Origin of the sequence: Peptoniphilus asaccharolyticus DSM 20463 (assembly GCF_900176115.1) — a bacterium.
In the GTDB taxonomy this organism is placed as follows: Bacteria; Bacillota; Clostridia; order Tissierellales; family Peptoniphilaceae; genus Peptoniphilus; species Peptoniphilus asaccharolyticus.
Genome location: NZ_FWWR01000011.1, coordinates 48,170 through 68,812 on the forward strand (window position 1 = coordinate 48,170; position 20,643 = coordinate 68,812).

Sequence of the window (20,643 nt, forward strand, 5' to 3'; positions counted from 1 at the left end):
GAGAGTTATGAATATTTTTGAAAATATGATGATAGGGACGATTATATACTTTGTAATAGGGATAGTGGTTTCTGCATTAAATTATAAATTGATTACAAAGAGAAGTGAATTTCCAATTCACATGCTTCAACTTGAAGGATATGAGACAGAAGAATATATAAAGTGGGTTGCTGAAAACAAAGCTAAGATGAATAAGTTTGTATATGAACAGGCAACAGAAGTTAAATCACCACTTGTTTGGACTGATAGAGCTAAGAGACTTTTAAAGAGACACCAAGCTACAAATATAATATTTATAGCGGTTATATTAATTGTCGGGTTTGTTGCTTTTCTAATAAATCCAATATTAGGTTTTGCTTTCTTAGTTTTAGTTAATATTATTTTATATTACTACCAATACAAGGTGCTTGAAATTTCAAACAACAAGCAAGTTCCTGTGGAAGAAAAAATCAATATGGGATTTTATACCAATGCCCAAGGAAAGATAAGAGAATTGAAAAAAGACGGGCTAAAGGTCTTGGGGATAACAGGTTCTTTTGGAAAGACTTCTGTAAAGTTTATTTCTGATACAGTTCTTTCAGAGGGACTTAGAGTTAAAAACACTCCATCATCTTACAATACTCCTATGGGTCTTTCAAAAGTTATCAATAATGACTTAGACAAGAGCTACGAAGTGTTTATTGCGGAGCTTGGAGCGAAGAAAAAGGGCGAGATAGACGAGGTTGCAAAGCTTGTTCAACCTGATATTGGAATAATAACAGCAATCGGGCCTACTCACATGCACCTTTTTAAAACAATAGAGACAATACAAAAGACAAAGTATGAGTTGATAGAAAATTTGCCTGAAGACGGAGTTGCTATATTCAATTATGACAACGACTATGTAAAGCCACTATCTGATAAGACAAAAATAAGAACTATCAACTATGGAATAAAAGATATAGAAAAATTAGATGTCTATGCAAAGAATATAACAGTTGATGAAAATGGCTCTAAGTTTATACTTGGGATAAGAGAAGTCGGAGAGATAGAGTGCGAAAGTAAACTTTTGGGAGTTCACAACATATCAAATCTACTTGCTTCAGCTTGTGCGGGATATGTCCTTGGACTTAGCTTAGAACAACTTAGCAGAGGAATTAAAAAGGTTGAACCGGTTGAGCACAGACTAAACATAGTGGACAGCGGAACTGGTGTAATAGTAATTGACGATGCTTTTAACTCCAACCCTGTTGGGTTCAGAGCGGCGCTTGATGTTTTAAATGAATTTAAGAGCGGAAGAAAGATAATTATAACTCCGGGTATGGTCGAGCTTGGAGATATTGAAGAAGAAGAGAATGAAAAAGTGGCATCTGAAATTGCAAAAGTTTGTGACTATGTAATTTTAGTTGGGCCAAATAGAACTAAACCTATTCAAAGAGGTCTGGAAAAATCCGGGTTTAATAAAGAAAACACATTTGTAGTTGAATCGTTGACAAAAGCTACTGAAGTGCTGGGCAGATTAACTAAGCCAGGAGACATTGTATTATTTGAAAATGACTTACCGGACAATTATAGTGAAAGCTGATTAGGAGGAAAAAATGGAAAATATAGTAGTAGTTTTTGGTGGAAGATCTGTTGAACATGAAGTGTCAGTTATAACAGGAATGCAAGTTGTAGAAAATATGGATAAGAAGTACAATGCCGTACCTCTTTATGTTACAAAAGAAGGAAAATTCTTGTGCGGAGAGAGCTTAAAGAATTTCAAGACATTTAAACAAGGTGACTTTAGCGAAACTTTTGAAGTATTCTTTAAACCGAATGACCAATACTTATACAGAGAGGTAACTCAAAAGGGTGGATTGTTTGGAAAAGAAACTACATCTCTTGAAAGATACTTAAAAGTAGACTGTGTATTCCCGGCTCTACACGGCACTTATGGAGAAGATGGATGCTTCCAAGGTATGCTTGAAACAACAGCAGTTCCATACGTTGGCTGTGGAGTTATGAGTGCTGCAGTTGGAATGGACAAGGTAATCATGAAGAAAGTTTTCGAATCTGAGGGAATACCTATGACACCATACTTCTATTTCTACAGAGAGGATTTTGAAAATCAAGATGAGATAATTAGTAAAGCAGAAGAGATAGGGTATAACTTATTTGTAAAGCCAGCTAATTTGGGTTCATCAATAGGAATTTCAAAAGTAAAGAACAGAGAAGAATTAATTGAAGCTATAAAAGTTGCAGCTTCATACGACAGAAAGATAATAATTGAAAAAGCAGTGGACAATCCACGTGAGATAAATGCTGCAGTGCTTGGATATCAAAATGATTTACAAGTTTCAGAACTTGAAGAACCTATCGGTTGGAAAGACTTTTTGAAGTTTGATGAAAAATATATATCAGGTTCTAAAGGTGGTTCAAAAATGGATGGTATGGCAAATCAATCTAAAAAACTACCTGCAGATGTAACAGAAGATATAAAAAATCAAATTCAAAACTATGCAAAAGTAGCTTTTAGAGCTATAGACGGTATGGGAGTTGCAAGAATAGATTTCTTACTAGACAACGATAAAGTCTATGTAAACGAAATAAATACACTTCCAGGTTCAATTTCTTTTTACTTATTTGAAGTGAGCGGAATGAGCTTTACTGAAGAGATAAATAAATTAATTGAATTGGCATATAAGAGGTTTAATCAAAAGGCAAAGAATATAACTTCTTACGATTCAGATCTTCTAAAGAAGACGACATATGGAGCAAAATTATAATGATAATTGATAAAGTATACGACAGGTTAAAAGACTCAAGTCCGATGACGAAGGACAAAATTTACAAGGTATTTGAAATAGGAAAGCAAGAGAGATCTGCATTTGACAAAATTTTGAAGACATTGGAAAAAGATGGAAGAGTGTTTTTTGACGGACAAAAATACATCCCTATAGATGGGCAAAAATATAGAAGAGGTAAAATTCAAGGCAATGAAAGAGGATTTGGATTTTTACTTCAAGCTGACGAGGATGTATTCATATCTCAAAAGAATTTATCTTCAGCATTAAATGGCGACGAGGTTTTGGTTAAAGTTTTAGAAGGTTCAACAGGACATTCTCTTGAAGGTAAAGTAATACAAATAATTGATAGAGGGAATAAGACTGTTGTCGGAACTTTTCAAAAGAAAGAAACATTTGGATTTGTTGTGCCTGATGATGACAAGATAGCTTTTGATATATACATTGCCAAAAAAGACACAGGCGGAGCTCAGGACAATCAAAAAGTAGTAGTTAAAATAAAAAAATGGCCTGAAGAAGGTAAAAAACCAGAGGGAATGATTGTAGAAATCTTAGGATATAAGGGCGAAAAAGGTGTGGATATACTAAGTATCGCACGTGATATGGAGATACCTACAGAATTTTCTAAAGCAGTCAAATCAGCAGCAAGAGAAATACCTCAAAAAGTTACTGTAAAAGATATGGCTGGAAGAAAAGACTTAAGAGAGTTGACTACTTTTACCATTGATGGAGCAGATTCAAAAGACTTTGACGATGCTATTTCAATTGAAGAAATAGATGGTAAGTTGAGACTTTGGGTTCACATAGCTGACGTGAGCCACTATGTGAAAGAATCAGATGAAATAGATAAAGAAGCTTACAAGAGAGGAAACTCTTATTATTTAGTAGATAAAGTAATACCTATGCTTCCCGAAGAACTTTCAAACGGGATTTGTTCACTAAATGAAAATGTGGACAGATTAGCATTTTCTGTATACATGGACTTTGATAAAAATGCAAAATTAGTAGGCCATAAAGTCATGAACACAGTTATAAATTCAAATAAGAGACTTGTATATACAAATGTAAGTGACTTTTTGGAAAATGGAGTAGTTCACGAATCTATTAAGGGCTTAGAAGAAGACTTAACTAAGATGAATGAGCTTGCTTTAAAACTTAGAAAAAAGAGAATGGAAAGAGGCTCAATTGATTTCGACTTCCCTGAAGCATATATCGACGTAGATGAAAATGGTAAACCAGTTGATGTGAGAAAGAGAGAGAGAAGAACAGCAGATAAATTAATAGAAGAATTTATGCTGATAACAAACGAAGTTGTGGCAGAAGAATATTTCTGGATGGAGATTCCTTTCTTATACCGTATACATGAAAAACCAGATGCAGAGAGAGTTGAAAATTTAAACAAGATTTTGAGACACTTGGGATTAAAATTAAACACACAAAATATGGAATCTAAGGATTTCCAAAATTTAATAGAGAGTGTTAAGGGAAAAGATGAAGAACTTTTCGTTTCAACAATAGCACTTAGAAGTCTTATGAAAGCTAAGTATTCAGAACTTAATGATATACACTTTGGACTTGCGGCTAAGTACTACTCACATTTCACATCGCCAATAAGACGTTATGCTGATTTGACAATTCACAGAATAATGAAAGACGTTATAAAGGGCAAGCTGACAGACGGCAGACTTAGATATTTAGAAGTTGTGTTGCCTGAAATAGCTGACCATGTATCTGCAATGGAAAGACTTGCTCAAGATGCAGAGAGAACTGTAGAGTCTGTTAAATTTGCAGAGTATATGGAAGAGAGAATAGGCGAAGAATATCCGGCAATTATAACTTCAATCACAAGTTTTGGAATGTTTGCACAACTTGAAAACACTATAGAAGGCTTGATTTCATACCAAGATATGGACGATTATTTTGAATATGATGCGGACAACTTTAAAGCCATAGGAAGAGATACGGGAAAAGTATACGACATAGGCGACAGAGTTATGATAAAAGTTGTGGGAGCTAACACTCTAAAGGGTACAGTTGATTTTATAGTGACAGAAGATATTAAAGACATTGACATAAATCTTCCTAAAGAAGATAGGAGTGGAGAAGATGAGTGATAACACAATTGCCAGCAATAGAAAGGCAAGGCATGATTATTTTATCCAAGATACTCTTGAAGTTGGAATAGTGCTTGTGGGAACTGAAGTCAAGTCTCTAAGACAAGGCAAGGCCAACTTAAAAGATTCCTATGCTTCTATATCTGGTGGAGAAGTGTTTGTTGAAGGTATGCATATATCACCTTATGAACAGGGAAATATTTTTAATGTAGACCCTATGAGAAAGAGAAAACTTCTTTTAAATAGAACTGAAATCAGAAAACTTGAAAAAGAATTGACTATAAAGGGTAATACATTAGTTCCATTAAAACTATATTTAAAAAATGGTAGAGTGAAGATGGAATTGGCAGTTGCCAAAGGTAAGAAACTTTATGATAAGAGAGATACCATGGCTAAAAAAGATGCAGATAGAAAAATTCAACAAGCGCTAAAAGAAAGATACTAAATTAAGTGGACAGTTTGACTGTCCATTTTTTGTTGAGACGAATTGTCAAATCAAATGCAACACCTATGGTAAGAGACCAAAAAGTTCTTCTTTAGGTGTTTTATATTTTATACATTTTCTAGGTCTATTATTCATTAAACTTAAGTTATAATTTAATTCATCAATATTCACTTCTGATAAATCCATACCCTTAGGATAAAACTCCCTCAAAAGTCCGTTACTATTTTCATTTGTACCTTTTTGCCATGCACAATAGGGATCACAAAAATAAGTTTTGCATCCTAATTCTTTTTCTATTTTCTCAAATTCTGAAAATTCTTTACCTCTATCAAAGGTTATTGTTTTTACTAATTCTTTTGGATAATCTTTTAATGCATTTATTATTGCTGGTGTTACGCTTTCCGACTTTCTATTTTCAACTAGGATTGCTATATAATATCTAGATTTTCTTTCTGCTAAAGTTACGAAACAACATCTACTTTTCCTTTTATGATCTAATCTGCCTGATTCCACTGTATCTGCTTCCCAGTGGCCTAATTCTTGCCTTCTGTATATCTCTTTAGGTCTTTTCTTAATTGTTCTACCTTTATCATTGAATTTTCCTCTTTTTTCTGCTGGCCTTTTAAATTTAGCTTTTCTTCTCAAATTTTTCATACTAGTTTTTGGCAGCTTTTTGGCGTGTATCATTCTATATATCGTTGATGTAGATGGTAATTCATGAATCTCATTTGTGTTTCTATTTGATATTTGTTCAGGGGACCAATGTTCGTTAATCTTTACAGTTAAATAATCAATAACATCTTTAGAAAATTTACTTTTTCTATGGCAGTCTTTTCTTCTATCAATATATTTATCATTTGCCTTTATCGGAAAGTACTTAGTGTAACTTCCCCTACTAACTTTTATCTTAGATGAATTTCTTTTAATTTCTCTAGATATTGTACTAGGTGACCTTTTAAGTGCTTGTGCAATTTTCCTTATACTCATTCCTAAATTTAAAAATTGGTAAATACAAGATCTTTCTTCTATGGTAAGATGGTTATAGCTCATAGTTAATCACTCCTTTTAATATGTTTTGTTTGGTCACTTACATATTAACACAGCTGATTAGCTATGAGTTTATTTATGTTGCACTTGTTATGATAAATTATCTTGAGAAAACTGTCTGAAAACGTATACTTTATGAGATAATAATGATAATATATAACTATAAAAACAAAGGAGGAGTTTTATGAAAAATAGTAAAAAAGTGTTATTATCACTATTGCTGTCTGTTTTATTATTAACATCAAGTTTCCAAAGCGTTTTCGCAGCTGCAGCGCAACCAACAGATGTTGAAAAGCTTCAAAAAGTGGAATTACTTGATAAAGATAATACAGAAGCTAAATTAAAGGGTGATTTAACAAGAGCAGAAGGACTTACAATGGTTCTTAAAGCATTGGGATATTCTCAAAAGGTAGCTGAAACTGAAAAGAATGTAAAATTAAATCCTTTTACAGATGTTCCTGAATGGTTTAAAGGTTATGCGGGATTAGGTTATGATTTAAATTTAACTAAGGGTAAATCAGAAAAATCTTATGATCCAGATTCTAATTTAAGCAAGCAAGAATTTATCGCATTTATTTTAAGAGGCTTGTCTTATGATGCAAACAAGGCATATAAAGATGCTGACAAGATTTCAAAAGAAATTGGATTATTGGCAAAAGACGATGATATAAACTCAAAGATAACAAAACAAGAAGCTGCTAAGTATATAATGGGAGCTTTAAACCAAAAGATGAATGACAACACTGGATATACTTTAGGGGAATACTTAGTAAAGACTAATGTAATTTCTGAAGAAAAAGCTAAGGAAATCGGAGTTGTATTCGGAACAGTTGATAAAGATGGAGTCCATATTCTATACTTTAATGACTTCCACGGAAATATAAGTGAAGAAGTTACAGGAAAGAAGAGAAATATGGGTATGGCTAAGATGGTAGGTTATGTTAATGAATTTAAAGAAAAACACCCTAATACAATAGTATTATCAGGTGGAGATAACTACCAAGGAACTAGTGACTCAAACTTAACTATTGGTAAACCAGTTACTGCAATGATGAAAGGTATGGGAATATCTGCATCAGCTGTAGGAAACCACGAATTTGACTGGGGAGCTGACAAGATAGGTAATTGGGGCAAGGAAGGTAACTTCACTTATCTTGCATCAAACATCTATGATAAGAAAACAAATAAACCAGTTGATTGGGCTAAACCATATATGATTATTGAAAAGAATAATTTGAAAATTGGTGTGATTGGACTTGCTCACCCTGAAACTGCAACTCTTACTAAAGCAGAATATATCGCTGGATATGAATTTAGAGATCCAGTAAAATCAGCTCAGGAATGGGTTGACTATCTAAAAGCTGGTAAGGCAAAAGAAGGAACTCCTGATATAATAATCGCATTAACTCACTTGGATTCAGATCAAAATTCAGAATCTAAAGCTATAACAGGTAGTGCAGCTAAATTAGCTAACGAAGTTAAGGGACTTAATGCTGTTCTATCAGCTCACTCTCACAGAACAGTTAGCGGTAAAGTAAATGACGTAGCAATTCTACAAGCTTATTGCTATGGTAGAGCAATCGGACACGTTGACATTAAAGTTGAAGCTGATAAGAAAGTAAGCATCAACACTCAAGTATTAGAAGGAAATAGAATTAAGAGCAACATAATTAAAGATACAGCAACAGAAAAATTCTATACAGAACTTCAAGAAGAATTAAAACCTATCAAGGGAGAACTTCTTGGAGAAGCAACTGCCGAATTCACTCACGACAGAAAGACAAAAGGTTCAAACACACTTTTAGGATACTGGGCATGTGAAGTTATGGCAGAAAAAGGCAAAGCTCAAATAGCTATCCAAAATGGCGGCGGACTTAGAAGAACTATGGAAAAAGGTCAAATAACAATGGGTGATTTATATGAAATTATGCCATTTGACAACTATTTAGTTGTAATGGATCTAAAGGGAGCAGACCTAATCAAGGCAATTGACCACGGAATTGATATGCCTAAGACAACTGATGGTGCATTCAGTGGTTTAGTTGTAGAATATGACCCAGCAAAACCTTATGGAGAAAAAATCACTAAGATAACTCTAACTGATGGAACCCCTATAGAAATGGAAAAAACTTATAGAGTAGTTACAAATGACTTCATGTTCACAGGTGGAGACGGATACGACTTTAGCAAAGCAACTAACGTAGATGAAACTTATGTGCCAATAAGAGATGTATTAGTTGAAAAGATTAAAGAATCTAAGAAGATAACTCCAAAGGCTATAGACTATATCAAAGCTGTAGGTCAAAATAGCGAAGTTAAAAAAGCAGCTTAATTAAGTTTATAATTTATTTGAGGAAGGCCCTTAATGGGCTTTTCTCTTTTTAAATAAAGAGGATTATATGAAAAAATTTATTTTAATTTTAATGATTTTAATGATTTCCCCAAATCTTGTGAGCGCAGAGAAATTGTCTTCTGATTCTGAAATGAGAAAGTACTATGAAGACAAGATAAACGAGACGGACTATCTGATTGTGAAAGCAAAGGTTGAAGAGATAGAGTATGACGACACAAGGGAAAAGAGAGATATTCCACTAGAGGCGGATATAAGATATCAGCATTTAAGAGTTAGACTTCTAAATGGAAAATATAGCGGTGAAGAACTCACTATAAAGCACACAATCGAAAGAATAATGCCTGGGAACTATATCTTTAAAGAAGGAGACAAGCTACTACTAAGAGTTACTGAAGAAGATGGCATAATAGATACTGTTCAAATTCAAGAGAAAGTTAGAGACAGACAAGTCATAGCTATAGTAGCGCTATTTATAATTTTACTTTGTGTGTTCGGTGGGCTAAGTGGAATTAAAACTTTATTATCTTTGATTTTTACACTGGGGATGATACTTGGAGTTTACATACCACTAATTTTAAAAGGTTATCCACCGCTATTGACTTCGATAATTATTTCGATAGTTTCAATAATAGGCACATTATACATAATAGTTGGAAAGAGCAGTAAGACAACAGTAGCTATAATAGGAACTTCAATTGGAGTTGTTTGTGCTGGGATATTGGCGGTTGCATTTGGAAAGTATGCGGGGCTCACAGGTCTTGCGGAAGACAGTGCAATCAGTTTGGCATATATACCTCAGTATAGAGATATGAATTATGAGGGAATACTCTTCGGCACAATTTTAATTGGTGCGATAGGAGCAATAATGGACGTTGCGATTTCTATAGCGTCTTCGCTATATGAATTAAAATCTATAAACAACTCGATAAGTAAAAATGAAATGATTAAATCAGGGTTGAACATAGGAAAAGATATTTTGGGTTCAATGTCCAATACTCTAATTTTGGCTTACGTTGGTAGCACACTTCACTTGATAATTTTGTTTATAGTTTACAAGATAAGGCTTATTGAGATAATAAATTTGGATTCAATAGCAACTGAAATAATAAGAGCCATGGCAGGTAGCATTGGTCTATTGTTGACCATACCTTTGACAGTGGTCATAGGTGCGCACTACTATTGCAAAAAAGAAAAATAGACAAGTTTTGATATGTACCCTCTTTACTGGACAAACCAGTAAGGAGGGTATTTTTATGAAATATAGTTATGAAATCAAAAAAGAAAGCGTGCAATTGTATAGAGATGGTAAATGGCCTGATACACCTGAAGGACCAACGAAAAAAACTTTCATGATTCAATTAGAATATGGGTTAGGTTAGAAGAACTTCATGGACCAGAAATTTTAAAACATGGAAATAATATCAATTGGACACCTGATGAGAAATTAGAAATGGTATCTAAAGTGTTAGCTGGAAATTCCATAACATCTATAGCAGTTGAATATGGAATTAATCATGGACAGCTTTATTCATGGGTTAACAAGTATAAAAATTATGGATATAATGGTCTTGTAAATAAAAAGAGAGGTCGTAAATCTAAAAATACAAGTATGAAAAATAAAAATATCCATAAAGCAAAAGAACTTAATGAATCTGAAAGAGAAGAACTAATAAAACTTAGAGCAGAAAATGAATATATAAAAGCAGAAAACGAAATAATAAAAAAAGAGATCGCCTTGAGAGAAGAACGTTACGCTGCGCAACTCAAGGCGAAAAAGCAGCGATTATCAAAGAACTCAAAGAAGAAGGATACAGACTAAAATATCTTTTAAAAGCTATTGATATGCCAAGATCAACATACTATTTTGAAATAAATAAAGTTGATAAGATAAAGATTAAGAATAGTCACATTGCAGATAAAATAACTCAAATATTTAACTTCCACAAAGGAAGATATGGAGTAAGAAGAGTATATATGGAGTTGATAAATCAAGGTTATATCATAAATCATAAAAGAGTTCAAAGAATAATGCATGAGCTAAAACTATTTGGAAAAAGATCTAAGGAAAAATATCACTCATATAAGGGGAAGGTAGGTAAAGTAGCTAATAATATAATAAATAGATATTTCAAGGCAGATAAACCTCTACAAAAATGGACCACAGATGTGTCAGAATTTAAATTCTCTTGGGGTAAATGCTACATATCTCCAATACTTGATATGTATACCAATGAGATAATCTCTTACGACCTATCCTTAAGTCCTAACTTAAATCAGATATCAAATATGTTGAAAAAAGCATTTAACAAATTTCCAAAACTAGATAACTTAATACTACATTCAGATCAAGGTTGGCAATACCAACATGAATATTATGTAAATGAGCTTAAAAAACATGGCATAAGACAATCAATGTCAAGAAAAGGTAATTGCTATGATAACTCCATAATGGAGACATTCTTTGGAAGATTAAAAAATGAAATTTATTATGGTTATGAAAAGAGTTATAGCTCTTTTGAAGAATTTTCAAAAGCAATAGAGGAATATATTTACTATTACAACAACGAAAGGATTCAATCAAAAACAAAATGGATGCCACCTACAAAATATAGGTTAGCATCCACTAATAATTAATTAAATATTGTGTCCAGTTTTATGGGTACACATCATTTTTGCAGTACTATTTTTAAAGTTTTTTTAATTTTTCTTCGATTAAATTTTGCAGTTCTTTCAGATTCTCAACGTTAGCATGTTCATTAATGAACAATTTGGCATTGCTGAAATATGTTTGTATTTTTAGCCTCTCTCTGTTCTTTTTTTTATAACGTCTGCTAGCTTCTCTCTGTGCTTCCGTGGTTTTGTATTCTTTTTCTATTGTGTTCACCTCCTTTGCTATAATATTCATATCTTCTTTTTGGAAGATTTTGTTTTGTTTCGTCCCCTGGTTTAATTACCGGGGGGGGCTTTCTGTTTTATTTAAAACTCTGATACTTCCCAAGTGTCGAAATATTCTACTGCTTCGCCACTTCGCCACTTCGTCAACTTCTACTTCTTCTATCCATCTTTCAGCAACTAAAGTATATTAGCCTTGTTTGTAAGCTTCTGATATTTATTCATTTTTATTCTCCTTTTTGATGTTAAATATATCATTAAAAATGCGACATAGTCCAGTGTTTTCCTTTTCATATCTTAGTAACTCTTGGGCTTGCAGTAGAGTTTTTAAAAACTCTACTGTATACCCTTTTGTGTATCTTTGCCTATAAATTTTATCTCTATAAGCTTTGTTGAATTTTAGTTTTCTGTAGACCTTATAAGCCTCTCGGCTTAATTGGTCGGGTTTATTAATATTCATATTCTTTTAAATTAAAAGCCACGGTATTAAGTTGTCTTTTTATTTTTTTAATAATACTTTTAGTTAGTGTTATTTCTTCGTCCCAATTTTCATCGATGTATTTACATCTATACAATAGCTCCTCAGCTATCGCAATATAGGCGATTACGTCAAACTTTTCAGGCTCTTTAAAAGGGTTAACCTCAATACCCCAGTTGTCTCTAGTATATTCGTATACGCTAGAATATTCATACCAATATTCCCTAATTTTTTCTATAGTTCTATGTGTGTCGCATTCCACATCTCCATCACGGTTTATGTCTTCTGTTAATGTACTCGCTAAGTCACAACTATAGCATATAATATCTTCTCTACCTTCTAAGCTTTCAATTAAATAATCCCTAACTTCAGTTAACAATGTTCTTTCCATATTAAATATTCCCCTTTCTTTTCTTTACACCAAAAGGGAAATAATGTATAATATGTATACAAACGCCCCTTTCGGTGTTTTGTTTGTGTATCCGTTACAGTCGCCAAACTAGGTACGGGTACACTTTTTTTATTTGTTTCTTACTTTCTATAGGCATTATATGTCCAATGGACAAATATTGTCAAGCCTTTTTTTTAATTTTTTTTCTAAAGTTTTCAAATCGTCTAAATTTCCCAATTTTTCAACAAAAACATTGGCGTTGCTTTTGTATCTCAGATATTTTTTTTTATCTTTGTTTTCACGGCTCCATCTGGCGGAAGCTTTTCTTTGAGCTTCTGTGGTTTTGTATTCTTTTTCTATTGCGTTTACCTCCTTTGTCTGTTAATATATAAAATATAGATAAGAATTAGGGAGGGCTTAAAGCCCAACCCAAAAGATTTTGAATAGTCCTACAAGTGTTGTAAGTAGGTTAATAACTGCGATTATTAACTCTAAATACTCAGCCTTGTAGGGCTTTTCTTTTTCTTCTTTCTTATCCAATTTTACCACCCCCTTTAAGCCAAGAGGGCTACAAGGCTTTTACTTTACTTTGTCAACCTTGTAAACAGGGTATAGGCTACGACTTAAATGTTGTCAAGCCTTTTTTTTTAATTTTTTTTCTAATTCTTTTAAATCGTCTAAACTTCCCAATTTTTCAACAAAAACATTGGCGTTGCTTTTGTATCTCATGTATTTCCTTTTATCTTTGTTTTCACTATTCCATTTAGCGGAGGCTCTACGTTGCGCCTCCGTGGTTTTGTATTCTTTTTCTATTGTGTTTACCTCCTTTATTTGTTAAAATATAAAATATAGATAAGAGTTAGGGAAAGGCTAAAAGCCTAACCCTTTGAAGTTTTTGAATAGTCCCACAAGTGTTGTAAGTAGGTTAATAACTGCGATTATTAACTCTAAATGCTCAGCCTTGCGGGGCTTTTCTTTTTCTTCTTTCTTATCCAATTTTACCACCCCCTTTAAGCCAAGAGGGCTACAAGGCTTTTATTTAACTTTCGTCAACCTTGTAAACAGGGTATAGGCTACGACTTAAATGTTGTCAAGCCTTTTTTTAATAAAAAATTATAAAATTGGCAATATATATTTACCAAAAGGAAATTATATATATAATAAATACTAAGAGAGGTGAAACGAATGGCAAGTACAGGAAGAATAATAAAAAACTTGTTAGATATGAAAGGTATTAATCAAAAAGATTTAGCTGATATGACTGGAATAACTGAAGCGACTATTAGTAGATATATAAATGGCACAAGAGAACCCAAAGGAAGTTTATTAAGATTAATAGCGGATAAATTAAATGTGTCAGTGGATTATTTAATGGGTATGGAGGGTGTAAATAATGGAAAATACATAATACCTGTATTTAGTCAGGTTGCTGCTGGTAATCCTATTTTTTCTAGTGATGAAATAATTGATTATGAGGAAATTCCTATTGAGTGGAAGGACAAGGGGGAATTTTTTGCTGTTCGCTTAAAGGGGGATAGTATGTTACCTCGTTTTGCTGAGGGTGATGTTGTGATTGTTAGAAAGCAGGATAGTGTTGATAGTGGTGATTTAGCTATTGTGCTTGTTAATGGTGATGAAGCAACTTTTAAAAAGGTGGAGTTATTAGATAATGGGATAGTTTTGATTGCTTTAAATAGTGCTGTTTATACTCCTAAGGTTTACACTAATGATGACATTGAAAGGTTGCTGGTTAGAATTATTGGCAAGGTTGTGGAGGCGAGGATAAAGTTATGAGGAAAGTTTTGGCTTGGATTGCTGGGGGTATAGAATGGCAAAAAGGAGAAGAAAAAAACCTAATGGCAGTGGCTCTATTACTAAGTTAAGTGGAAATAGGGCTAAACCTTATTTGGCAAGGTCGCCAATGACTGAGGTAGCTCCTAATGTGTTTAAGCGTATTAGTTTAGGCACTTTTGCAACTGTGAGAGAGGCTGAACAAGCTTTGTTTGGTTGGAAAGAACTTTACAATAAAAAGATGGAGAAAAATTATTCTCTTGATGATGTTTATAATTTTTGGATTGATGAGGTAGAAAAGTATGATAAAGTTAGTCCTAAAACTATTGAAAATTATAAGATAGCTTATAGACGTTATGAGGGTTTAAAGGATAGATATATTAAAGATTTAAATATTGATGTATTACAGCCTTTTTTTGACGGACTTGTTAATAATAGAAATGGTAAGGATTTAGCTTATTCTTCTAAAAAATATATTCTGACTGTTTTGAGTTTGATTTTTGAGTATGCTATAAAGCATGATATTATCGAAAAAGATTATACTAAGTTTGTTATTTTAACTAGCAAAAAAGATAAGAGGTATTATGGCACTTTTTCTAGCAGTGATATTAACTTGATGTTTAGTTTCGTGGGCAAAGGAATTCATGTTGAAGAGGCTCTAATAATGATTTATACCGCTTTAAGACCTGCTGAATTTTTTAACATGTCTGTTGATAATGTGGATATTGATAAACGTTTAGCTTATGGTTTAGGTGTTAAGACTAAAAAGGGTAAGGCTCGTATCACTCCTTTAAGTTTAAAGATTATTGATATTGTAAAGTCTTTGTATGATGAGGCTTTAAAAAATGATATAAAATACTTGTTTTTTACTGAATTTGATAATAAAATGAGTGTATCTAATTATTCTAAAAAATACTTTCCTAATATGTTAAAGTCTTTAGGTATTTACAGGGACAATTTAAAGCCTTATTCTTGTAGATATACTGGGGCGGATTTAATGCGTTTAAAGGGTGTTGACGCTGAAACCCAAACGGAAATTATGGGGCATGAAAGTTATTCTACTACAGCCGATAATTACCATTCTATTCAGGAAGATATTTTGTTAAATGATGTTGATAGCTTGTAATTGTTGCCAATAAGTTGCCAATTTGTTACCAACTGTTACCGTTTTTCATAGTTTTGAAACGCCTATAATTAGTTTGCTATCGTAGCTCAGTAGGTAGAGCACTACATTGGTAATGTAGAGGTCACGGGTTCAAATCCCGTCGTTAGCTCCATATTTACGACGATTAGAAAAAAGTAATCGTACCAAAATCGTACTAAAAAAAGACATCCTAAAAAATGGATGTCTTTTTTGCTGCCTCTTCTTCCAGGGCTTTTATTAAATTATCATCACTTGAATTAAATAGATGGGCGTATATGTTTAATGTAGTTGATACTTTCTCATGACCTAGCCTATTACTTATAGATACGATATTAATACCGTTATGGATTAATAGGGATGCGTGGGAGTGTCTTAAGTCGTGTACCCTTATAGTTTTTATTTTAGCTAATTTAGAGTATTTTTTTATAGCTTTTTCAAATACTCTTTTTTGAAATGGGAATATCCTTTCATCATCTGCAGGGCTATATATTTTCTTTTTATATTCTAACAATTCATCAATTACTGATTGAATAATAACTATTTTTCTAATGCTTTTTTTACTCTTAGGGTTTGTTATAATGTCCTCTTTTTTAATTCTTTGATATGATTCATCTATGTTTAATATATTCCTCTCTGAGTCGATATCGGACCATTTTAATGCCAGTAACTCTCCGATTCTTAGACCGCTCCAATACAGTATATTAAAGCCTAAGTGTAGTTCTGACCTATCTATAACATTGATAAATTGATTAAATTCTTCAATGCTCCATATCTGTATATCTTTATCTGATTTTAAGCTGCCTATGCTACCAGTTTTTAAGCATGGGTTTTCTTTTAGGTTATGAAATTTAACTCCATAATTTAGAATAGCTGATAATAAGGTATTAAGGCTTTTTAAATAGGTCGGAGAGTATGGCTTATTAGTTACAGGACTAAGCTCTGTAAGCTTTATATTTTGCCATTCTCTAATTATTAAGGGGTTTATATCATTTATCTTTAAGTCCTTAAAATAGGGTAAGATATGGGCTTGTAGGTAGGTGTTTTTTGTAGTAATTGTGTTTATTTTACACCTGGGTTTTATATCTTCCATGTACTTATCGGTTAGGGTTTGAAAAGTCATGCTAGGGGATAGATCTATATTATTTAAAAAGTCTCTTTCCCATTCTTCAGCTTGTTTTTTAGTTTCAAAACCCTCTTTTTTCTTTCTCTTTCTATTTCCCTGGTAATCTGTGTAATAAAAAGAGCAATACCATTTGCTGGAATTGCTCGGCATTCTTTTTGATGGCATAGTTTCACGTCCTTTTTTTAATTTTACTTGTTAATTTAATTATTCAGCAGTTGGGGGAGCTAATAATTAAATTTTTTACGTTTTTTTAATTTGTTAAGACAAAAGACCTGACAAAATACATAAATATAATGCCAGGTCTTTGCAGATGGTAAGGCTATACCTTACCCTGTATATTGATCATTATACTTAATAAGTTATAAGAAATCAATTTTTAAAATGGTATATCGTCTGGGTTGATATATGGTTTGTTGTCTAAATCATCTAAGTCGTCTAATAAATCATTTAAAAATGAAGACTTATTTGTTGACTCATTTCCTGAAACTAAATCGTATAAATCTCTCAACTTTGAAATATTATCATTAGATGTTGGTACGATATCATATACTTCATCAATAGAGTGTATTTTGTTTAAGTTACAATCTGAGAGCAGTTTAAAAACTTTTAAATTTAATTCTAGACCATCAGAATATATACAATAATAATTGTTTGATATATCAACGTAATAAATTGAATCATATATATCACTAATAAGAGGTTTTTGTTTATCTAATTTATTAGCCTGTTCAGAGTATATTTTTGAATCTGCAGAGGTAAGATCAAACAATATTTCACATAATTCAACCAGGTCAAAAGGTATATCAATATTAGGATTTGTTGGAGAAATCCATTTTATTTTTTCATTCTCTGTTAAATTTATTAGTTTTTCAATTAAAATAGTAGATTTACTTTTTTTAGATTCAAAGAAATAAGAAATATCAACTTTTAAAACTTCTGATATTTTCTTCAATCTAGAATTTGGGATATTTTTTATATCTCCAGTTTCATATTTAGACAATGTAGCTTGAGATAAACCAACTTTATCTCCTAGTTCTTGAAGTGTAAGGCTATTTTCTAAACGAGCCTTTTTTATTTTGTCTCCTAGTTCCATAGTATTCCTCCTGAATTAAATTATATATATTCTTTTCAAGAATATCAATTAATTTTAATCAATTATTTAAAAATGTGTTGACTTATCTAAATAATATAATTATAATTAATCATAAAGAATATATTTCTTAAAAAGAATAAAGGAAGGGGTGAGGTAATGAGACTTGATGCAACAAAAATAAGAATAGCATTAGCTGAAAGAGTTATATCAATTAAAGAATTATCAAAAATATCCAAGGTATCTTATAACACTATATGTGCGATACTAGCTGGTAAGAGCTGTTCAATAGTAACTGCGGGTAAAATAGCTGATGGTTTAGGCATACCAGTAACTGAGTTATTGGAGCAATGAAAGGAGTATAGGAATGGCTAAGTTGATTAATAAGGATGTTGTATGCGATATACTGCATATTAGTCAATCAACGGCATATAAGGTCATTAAACAACTAAATGAAGAGCTAAAGGATAAAGGCTATATGACTATTAGCGGTAGAGTTCCTGAGGAGTATTTAAGAGAAAGGTATAATTTAAAAAATGAAAGTTATAACTAGAAATTTAGGTATAAGAAAAGCCCTAAAGTGTGCGAATAAAAAGTTCCCCAACTTAACACACTCCAGGGCAGACGTGAGCCTATGCTCATTTATATTATACCATAATTTCAACCGTTGGGGAAATTAAAGGAGTATAAAAAAATGAATTTTGGAGAACAATTAAGACGATTAAGAAAAGATAAAGGATTGACACAAGATGAACTAGGAGAGGTTTTAGGAATAAGCAGCTCAACTGTATCAGCTTATGAAACTAACAAGGTAATACCTAATGAAGATATAAAAAATAAGATAGGTGATTATTTTGAAATTAATGTTAATCAGTTATTAGATGAAGATATAGAGGAAAGTTATGTAAACAGGAACAAAAGAAATTTAATTGATATGGAGCTTGCTAAGGTATTAGGGGCCATAAATGCTTTAACTGTTGTTTCTGATGCGTTAATAGCAGATATAAGAAAAAGCATTGAGACAATAGACCAATTAACTGATGACTTAGTGTGAGGTGATATATGACTATAAAAAGATATTATTGGTTAAAATTATATAAAGACTTTTTCAATGATGATTTAATAAAAAACTTGAAAAAGAAAGATAGAGGATACACGTATATAGTTATCTATACAAAGCTTTTATTGTTGAGTTTAGAAGATGAGGGCCATTTATTTTTTGAATCGGTGGAAGATAGTTTTAATGAAGAATTGGCATTAAAAATTGATGAAGACCCAACAGATGTAAAAACAACTGTTGAATATTTGATTGATAAAGGGCTATTAGAAATTAAAGCGGATGATGAATACTTTTTTAAACTAAATATATGGTGATGTGAATGTCGGACAATAAAAGATATTATTATTTGAAATTAAAGGAAAATTTTTTTGATAGCGAAGAAATGGTCTATCTTGAAAGTGAAAAGGACGGGGTAAAGTATTCTAATTTTCTTTTGAAATTATATTGTAAGAGTTTGAAGCGAGAAGGTAGATTAGTTTTGAATGAATTAGTACCGTATGATACAAAAATGTTAGCAAAAGTTACAAGATTTAGCGAAAGTTTTACAAAAAAAGCATTAAAAAAATTAGAAAATTTAGGGTTAATTCAAAGGTTAGATGATGGAACAATATTCATGTCTAATATCCAAGAATATATAGGTAAATCAAGTACTGAGGCAGACAGAAAAAGAATATACAGAAAGAAAATTGAAGAAGAAAAGAGCGGACAAATGTCCGGACAAATGTACGACAAACGTACACCAGAGATAGAGATAGATAAAGAGATAGAGAAAGAGATAGATGATATTGATAGATTTAGAGATAGATTTAAAGAGGTAACAGGAAGAAACGCATATATAAAAAATCAATCATCAATAAATTCATTTATTAATTCTTATGGTGCTACTGCTTTAGGTGTAGTTATGGAGCAGATAGAACATAGTAATTATTTAAAATCTAATGCTGATTTTGAATGGGTTTGTAATAACCTTAGTAATATAGCTAATGGTAAGTATAGGGACAGAAACCAAGAGGCCGACACTGAATATGAAGAGCCTGAATATTATATAGATGATAGGGGTTATAAGAGAAGTGTAATCACTAAGGAAATCTTATTGTAGGTGTTTATATGTTAGATGGCAGAGAGTTAAGAGAGCAGACTTTAAAGGTTTGTAAACTTGAAAAACAGGCATTTGATTTGTCGGTAAAGCCTATAAAGTATTCTAATGGTTATGTATGTCCTAAGTGTAATAATAGGCGTGTCTATATGGTTATTTATGAGCGTAACGGCTTATTTTATACAGGTGTAGGAAATTGTAAGTGTAGTAATAGTGAAGATAATAGCCAGCAAATGGCAGGCTGATTAAATTATGGATAGTGAGTAGGTGTTTAAATTGTGATTCAAAAAGGATGGATAAAGACTTATAGAGAATTATTAGATAAATCTATATGGCTTGATTCTACACCAGAACAAAAAGTTATTTTAATGACCTTACTATTAATGGCTAATCATAGTTATAAAGAATGGGAATGGAAAGGTGAAAAATATGCAGCTAAACCAGGGCAATTTATTACAAGTTTAGAATCTATTGTTAAAAACTGTGGTAAAGGTATTTCAGTTCAAAATGTAAGAACAGCTTTAAAGAGATTTGAAAAATACGGTTTTCTAACAAACGAATCAACAAACCAAAATAGGCTTATAACCATAGTAAATTGGAATTTTTATCAAGGGAAAGATGAAGAATCTAACAAACACACTAACAATCACTTAACAGACAGACAACAGACACCTAACAATCACTTAACACCTAACAAGAATGAAAAGAATGATAATAATAAAAATAATAAATATCCGGAATCAGTTCAACGTAAATTTGATGAGCTTAGAAAAGATAGAGGTAGAGCAACTATGAGTGATGACGACCTTATTTATTTATTTGGTGAAGAATATTTTTTTGAAGAGGATGATTGA

The 20,643-nt window shown here is 32.0% G+C and carries 25 protein-coding genes and 1 tRNA gene; 19 read left to right on the forward strand and 7 right to left on the reverse strand.

From position 1 onward, the window contains the following. The first annotated feature begins 7 nt into the window (after positions 1-7). The 4 genes from B8869_RS07925 to smpB are packed head-to-tail and all read left to right on the forward strand — an operon-like array spanning position 8 to position 5,324. Positions 8-1,564 carry a UDP-N-acetylmuramoyl-tripeptide--D-alanyl-D-alanine ligase gene (locus B8869_RS07925; protein WP_084231122.1) on the forward strand — a complete coding sequence of 519 codons (1,557 nt, stop codon included), beginning with the start codon at positions 8-10 and terminating at the stop codon, positions 1,562-1,564. 13 nt (positions 1,565-1,577) lie between these two features. Next, the gene (locus B8869_RS07930; RefSeq protein WP_084231123.1) at positions 1,578-2,747 is read left to right on the forward strand and encodes a D-alanine--D-alanine ligase family protein; all 1,170 of its coding nucleotides are present in this window, start codon (positions 1,578-1,580) and stop codon (positions 2,745-2,747) included. Then, on the forward strand, positions 2,747-4,879 hold the full coding sequence (gene rnr, locus B8869_RS07935; protein ID WP_084231124.1) for a ribonuclease R: 2,133 nt from the start codon (positions 2,747-2,749) through the stop codon (positions 4,877-4,879). Before B8869_RS07930 ends, rnr begins: the two co-directional genes overlap by 1 nt. Continuing rightward, positions 4,872-5,324 carry an SsrA-binding protein SmpB gene (gene smpB, locus B8869_RS07940; RefSeq protein WP_084231125.1) on the forward strand — a complete coding sequence of 151 codons (453 nt, stop codon included), beginning with the start codon at positions 4,872-4,874 and terminating at the stop codon, positions 5,322-5,324. Before rnr ends, smpB begins: the two co-directional genes overlap by 8 nt. Before the next feature lie 63 nt (positions 5,325-5,387). Here the strand turns inward: smpB and B8869_RS07945 are convergent, their stop codons facing one another. Continuing rightward, on the reverse strand, positions 5,388-6,374 hold the full coding sequence (locus B8869_RS07945) for an IS30 family transposase (RefSeq protein ID WP_084229742.1): 987 nt from the start codon (positions 6,372-6,374) through the stop codon (positions 5,388-5,390). A 181-nt stretch (positions 6,375-6,555) separates the two neighbouring features. Between B8869_RS07945 and B8869_RS07950 the strand changes: the two genes are divergently transcribed. From B8869_RS07950 to B8869_RS07965, 5 genes are all read left to right on the forward strand, one after another. Then, on the forward strand, positions 6,556-8,703 hold the full coding sequence (locus B8869_RS07950) for a bifunctional metallophosphatase/5'-nucleotidase (protein WP_234989816.1): 2,148 nt from the start codon (positions 6,556-6,558) through the stop codon (positions 8,701-8,703). Between the two features lie 67 nt (positions 8,704-8,770). Beyond that, complete coding sequence (locus B8869_RS07955) at positions 8,771-9,922, forward strand: YibE/F family protein (RefSeq protein WP_084231126.1); 1,152 nt, start codon at positions 8,771-8,773, stop codon at positions 9,920-9,922. A 55-nt stretch (positions 9,923-9,977) separates the two neighbouring features. Beyond that, complete coding sequence (locus tag B8869_RS12240) at positions 9,978-10,103, forward strand: hypothetical protein (RefSeq protein WP_268802070.1); 126 nt, start codon at positions 9,978-9,980, stop codon at positions 10,101-10,103. 71 nt (positions 10,104-10,174) lie between these two features. Further along, complete coding sequence (locus B8869_RS07960; RefSeq protein WP_234989817.1) at positions 10,175-10,543, forward strand: helix-turn-helix domain-containing protein; 369 nt, start codon at positions 10,175-10,177, stop codon at positions 10,541-10,543. Continuing rightward, entirely contained in the window at positions 10,510-11,358 is an 849-nt protein-coding gene (locus B8869_RS07965; RefSeq protein ID WP_234989794.1) for an IS3 family transposase, read from the forward strand. Before B8869_RS07960 ends, B8869_RS07965 begins: the two co-directional genes overlap by 34 nt. A gap of 52 nt (positions 11,359-11,410) precedes the next feature. Here B8869_RS07965 and B8869_RS07970 read toward each other — a convergent pair whose 3' ends face one another. From B8869_RS07970 to B8869_RS12250, 4 genes are all read right to left on the reverse strand, one after another. Further along, positions 11,411-11,629 carry a hypothetical protein gene (locus B8869_RS07970; RefSeq protein WP_234989818.1) on the reverse strand — a complete coding sequence of 73 codons (219 nt, stop codon included), beginning with the start codon at positions 11,627-11,629 and terminating at the stop codon, positions 11,411-11,413. Between the two features lie 436 nt (positions 11,630-12,065). Continuing rightward, the gene (locus B8869_RS07980; RefSeq protein WP_084231128.1) at positions 12,066-12,485 is read right to left on the reverse strand and encodes a hypothetical protein; all 420 of its coding nucleotides are present in this window, start codon (positions 12,483-12,485) and stop codon (positions 12,066-12,068) included. A 417-nt stretch (positions 12,486-12,902) separates the two neighbouring features. Further along, entirely contained in the window at positions 12,903-13,025 is a 123-nt protein-coding gene (locus B8869_RS12245) for a hypothetical protein (RefSeq protein ID WP_268802071.1), read from the reverse strand. 330 nt (positions 13,026-13,355) lie between these two features. Then, complete coding sequence (locus tag B8869_RS12250) at positions 13,356-13,481, reverse strand: hypothetical protein (protein ID WP_268802072.1); 126 nt, start codon at positions 13,479-13,481, stop codon at positions 13,356-13,358. Between the two features lie 189 nt (positions 13,482-13,670). Between B8869_RS12250 and B8869_RS07985 the strand changes: the two genes are divergently transcribed. The 3 genes from B8869_RS07985 (at position 13,671) to B8869_RS07995 (ending at position 15,553) form a co-directional block, all read left to right on the forward strand. Next, a complete protein-coding gene (locus B8869_RS07985; protein WP_084231129.1) occupies positions 13,671-14,279 on the forward strand; it encodes a LexA family protein in 609 nt (202 codons plus the stop codon). A gap of 34 nt (positions 14,280-14,313) precedes the next feature. After that, positions 14,314-15,402, forward strand: a complete 1,089-nt coding sequence (locus B8869_RS07990; RefSeq protein WP_084231130.1) for a tyrosine-type recombinase/integrase — start codon at positions 14,314-14,316, stop codon at positions 15,400-15,402. Between the two features lie 75 nt (positions 15,403-15,477). Next, a tRNA-Thr gene (locus tag B8869_RS07995) sits at positions 15,478-15,553 on the forward strand. 57 nt (positions 15,554-15,610) lie between these two features. Here the strand turns inward: B8869_RS07995 and B8869_RS08000 are convergent. Both B8869_RS08000 and B8869_RS08005 read right to left on the reverse strand, forming a co-directional pair. Further along, positions 15,611-16,708: a site-specific integrase gene (locus B8869_RS08000; RefSeq protein ID WP_084231131.1), complete on the reverse strand. Its 1,098-nt coding sequence runs from the start codon at positions 16,706-16,708 to the stop codon at positions 15,611-15,613. A gap of 211 nt (positions 16,709-16,919) precedes the next feature. Next, on the reverse strand, positions 16,920-17,636 hold the full coding sequence (locus tag B8869_RS08005; RefSeq protein WP_084231132.1) for a helix-turn-helix domain-containing protein: 717 nt from the start codon (positions 17,634-17,636) through the stop codon (positions 16,920-16,922). A gap of 156 nt (positions 17,637-17,792) precedes the next feature. Here B8869_RS08005 and B8869_RS08010 point away from each other — a divergent pair, with 156 nt between their 5' ends. From B8869_RS08010 to B8869_RS08040, 7 genes are all read left to right on the forward strand, one after another. Further along, positions 17,793-17,987 (forward strand): helix-turn-helix domain-containing protein, encoded by a 195-nt coding sequence (locus B8869_RS08010; RefSeq protein ID WP_084231133.1) that lies wholly within the window; start codon positions 17,793-17,795, stop codon positions 17,985-17,987. 13 nt (positions 17,988-18,000) lie between these two features. After that, positions 18,001-18,186, forward strand: coding sequence for a hypothetical protein (locus B8869_RS08015; protein WP_084231134.1), 186 nt, complete (start codon positions 18,001-18,003; stop codon positions 18,184-18,186). 141 nt (positions 18,187-18,327) lie between these two features. Continuing rightward, complete coding sequence (locus B8869_RS08020; RefSeq protein ID WP_084231135.1) at positions 18,328-18,687, forward strand: helix-turn-helix domain-containing protein; 360 nt, start codon at positions 18,328-18,330, stop codon at positions 18,685-18,687. An 8-nt stretch (positions 18,688-18,695) separates the two neighbouring features. Next, a complete protein-coding gene (locus tag B8869_RS08025; protein ID WP_084231136.1) occupies positions 18,696-19,007 on the forward strand; it encodes a phage replisome organizer N-terminal domain-containing protein in 312 nt (103 codons plus the stop codon). 5 nt (positions 19,008-19,012) lie between these two features. Further along, positions 19,013-19,792, forward strand: a complete 780-nt coding sequence (locus B8869_RS08030) for a phage replisome organizer N-terminal domain-containing protein (protein ID WP_084231137.1) — start codon at positions 19,013-19,015, stop codon at positions 19,790-19,792. 8 nt (positions 19,793-19,800) lie between these two features. Continuing rightward, positions 19,801-20,034 (forward strand): hypothetical protein, encoded by a 234-nt coding sequence (locus B8869_RS08035; protein WP_084231138.1) that lies wholly within the window; start codon positions 19,801-19,803, stop codon positions 20,032-20,034. Positions 20,035-20,067: 33 nt separating this feature from the next. Then, positions 20,068-20,643: a hypothetical protein gene (locus tag B8869_RS08040; protein ID WP_200805990.1), complete on the forward strand. Its 576-nt coding sequence runs from the start codon at positions 20,068-20,070 to the stop codon at positions 20,641-20,643.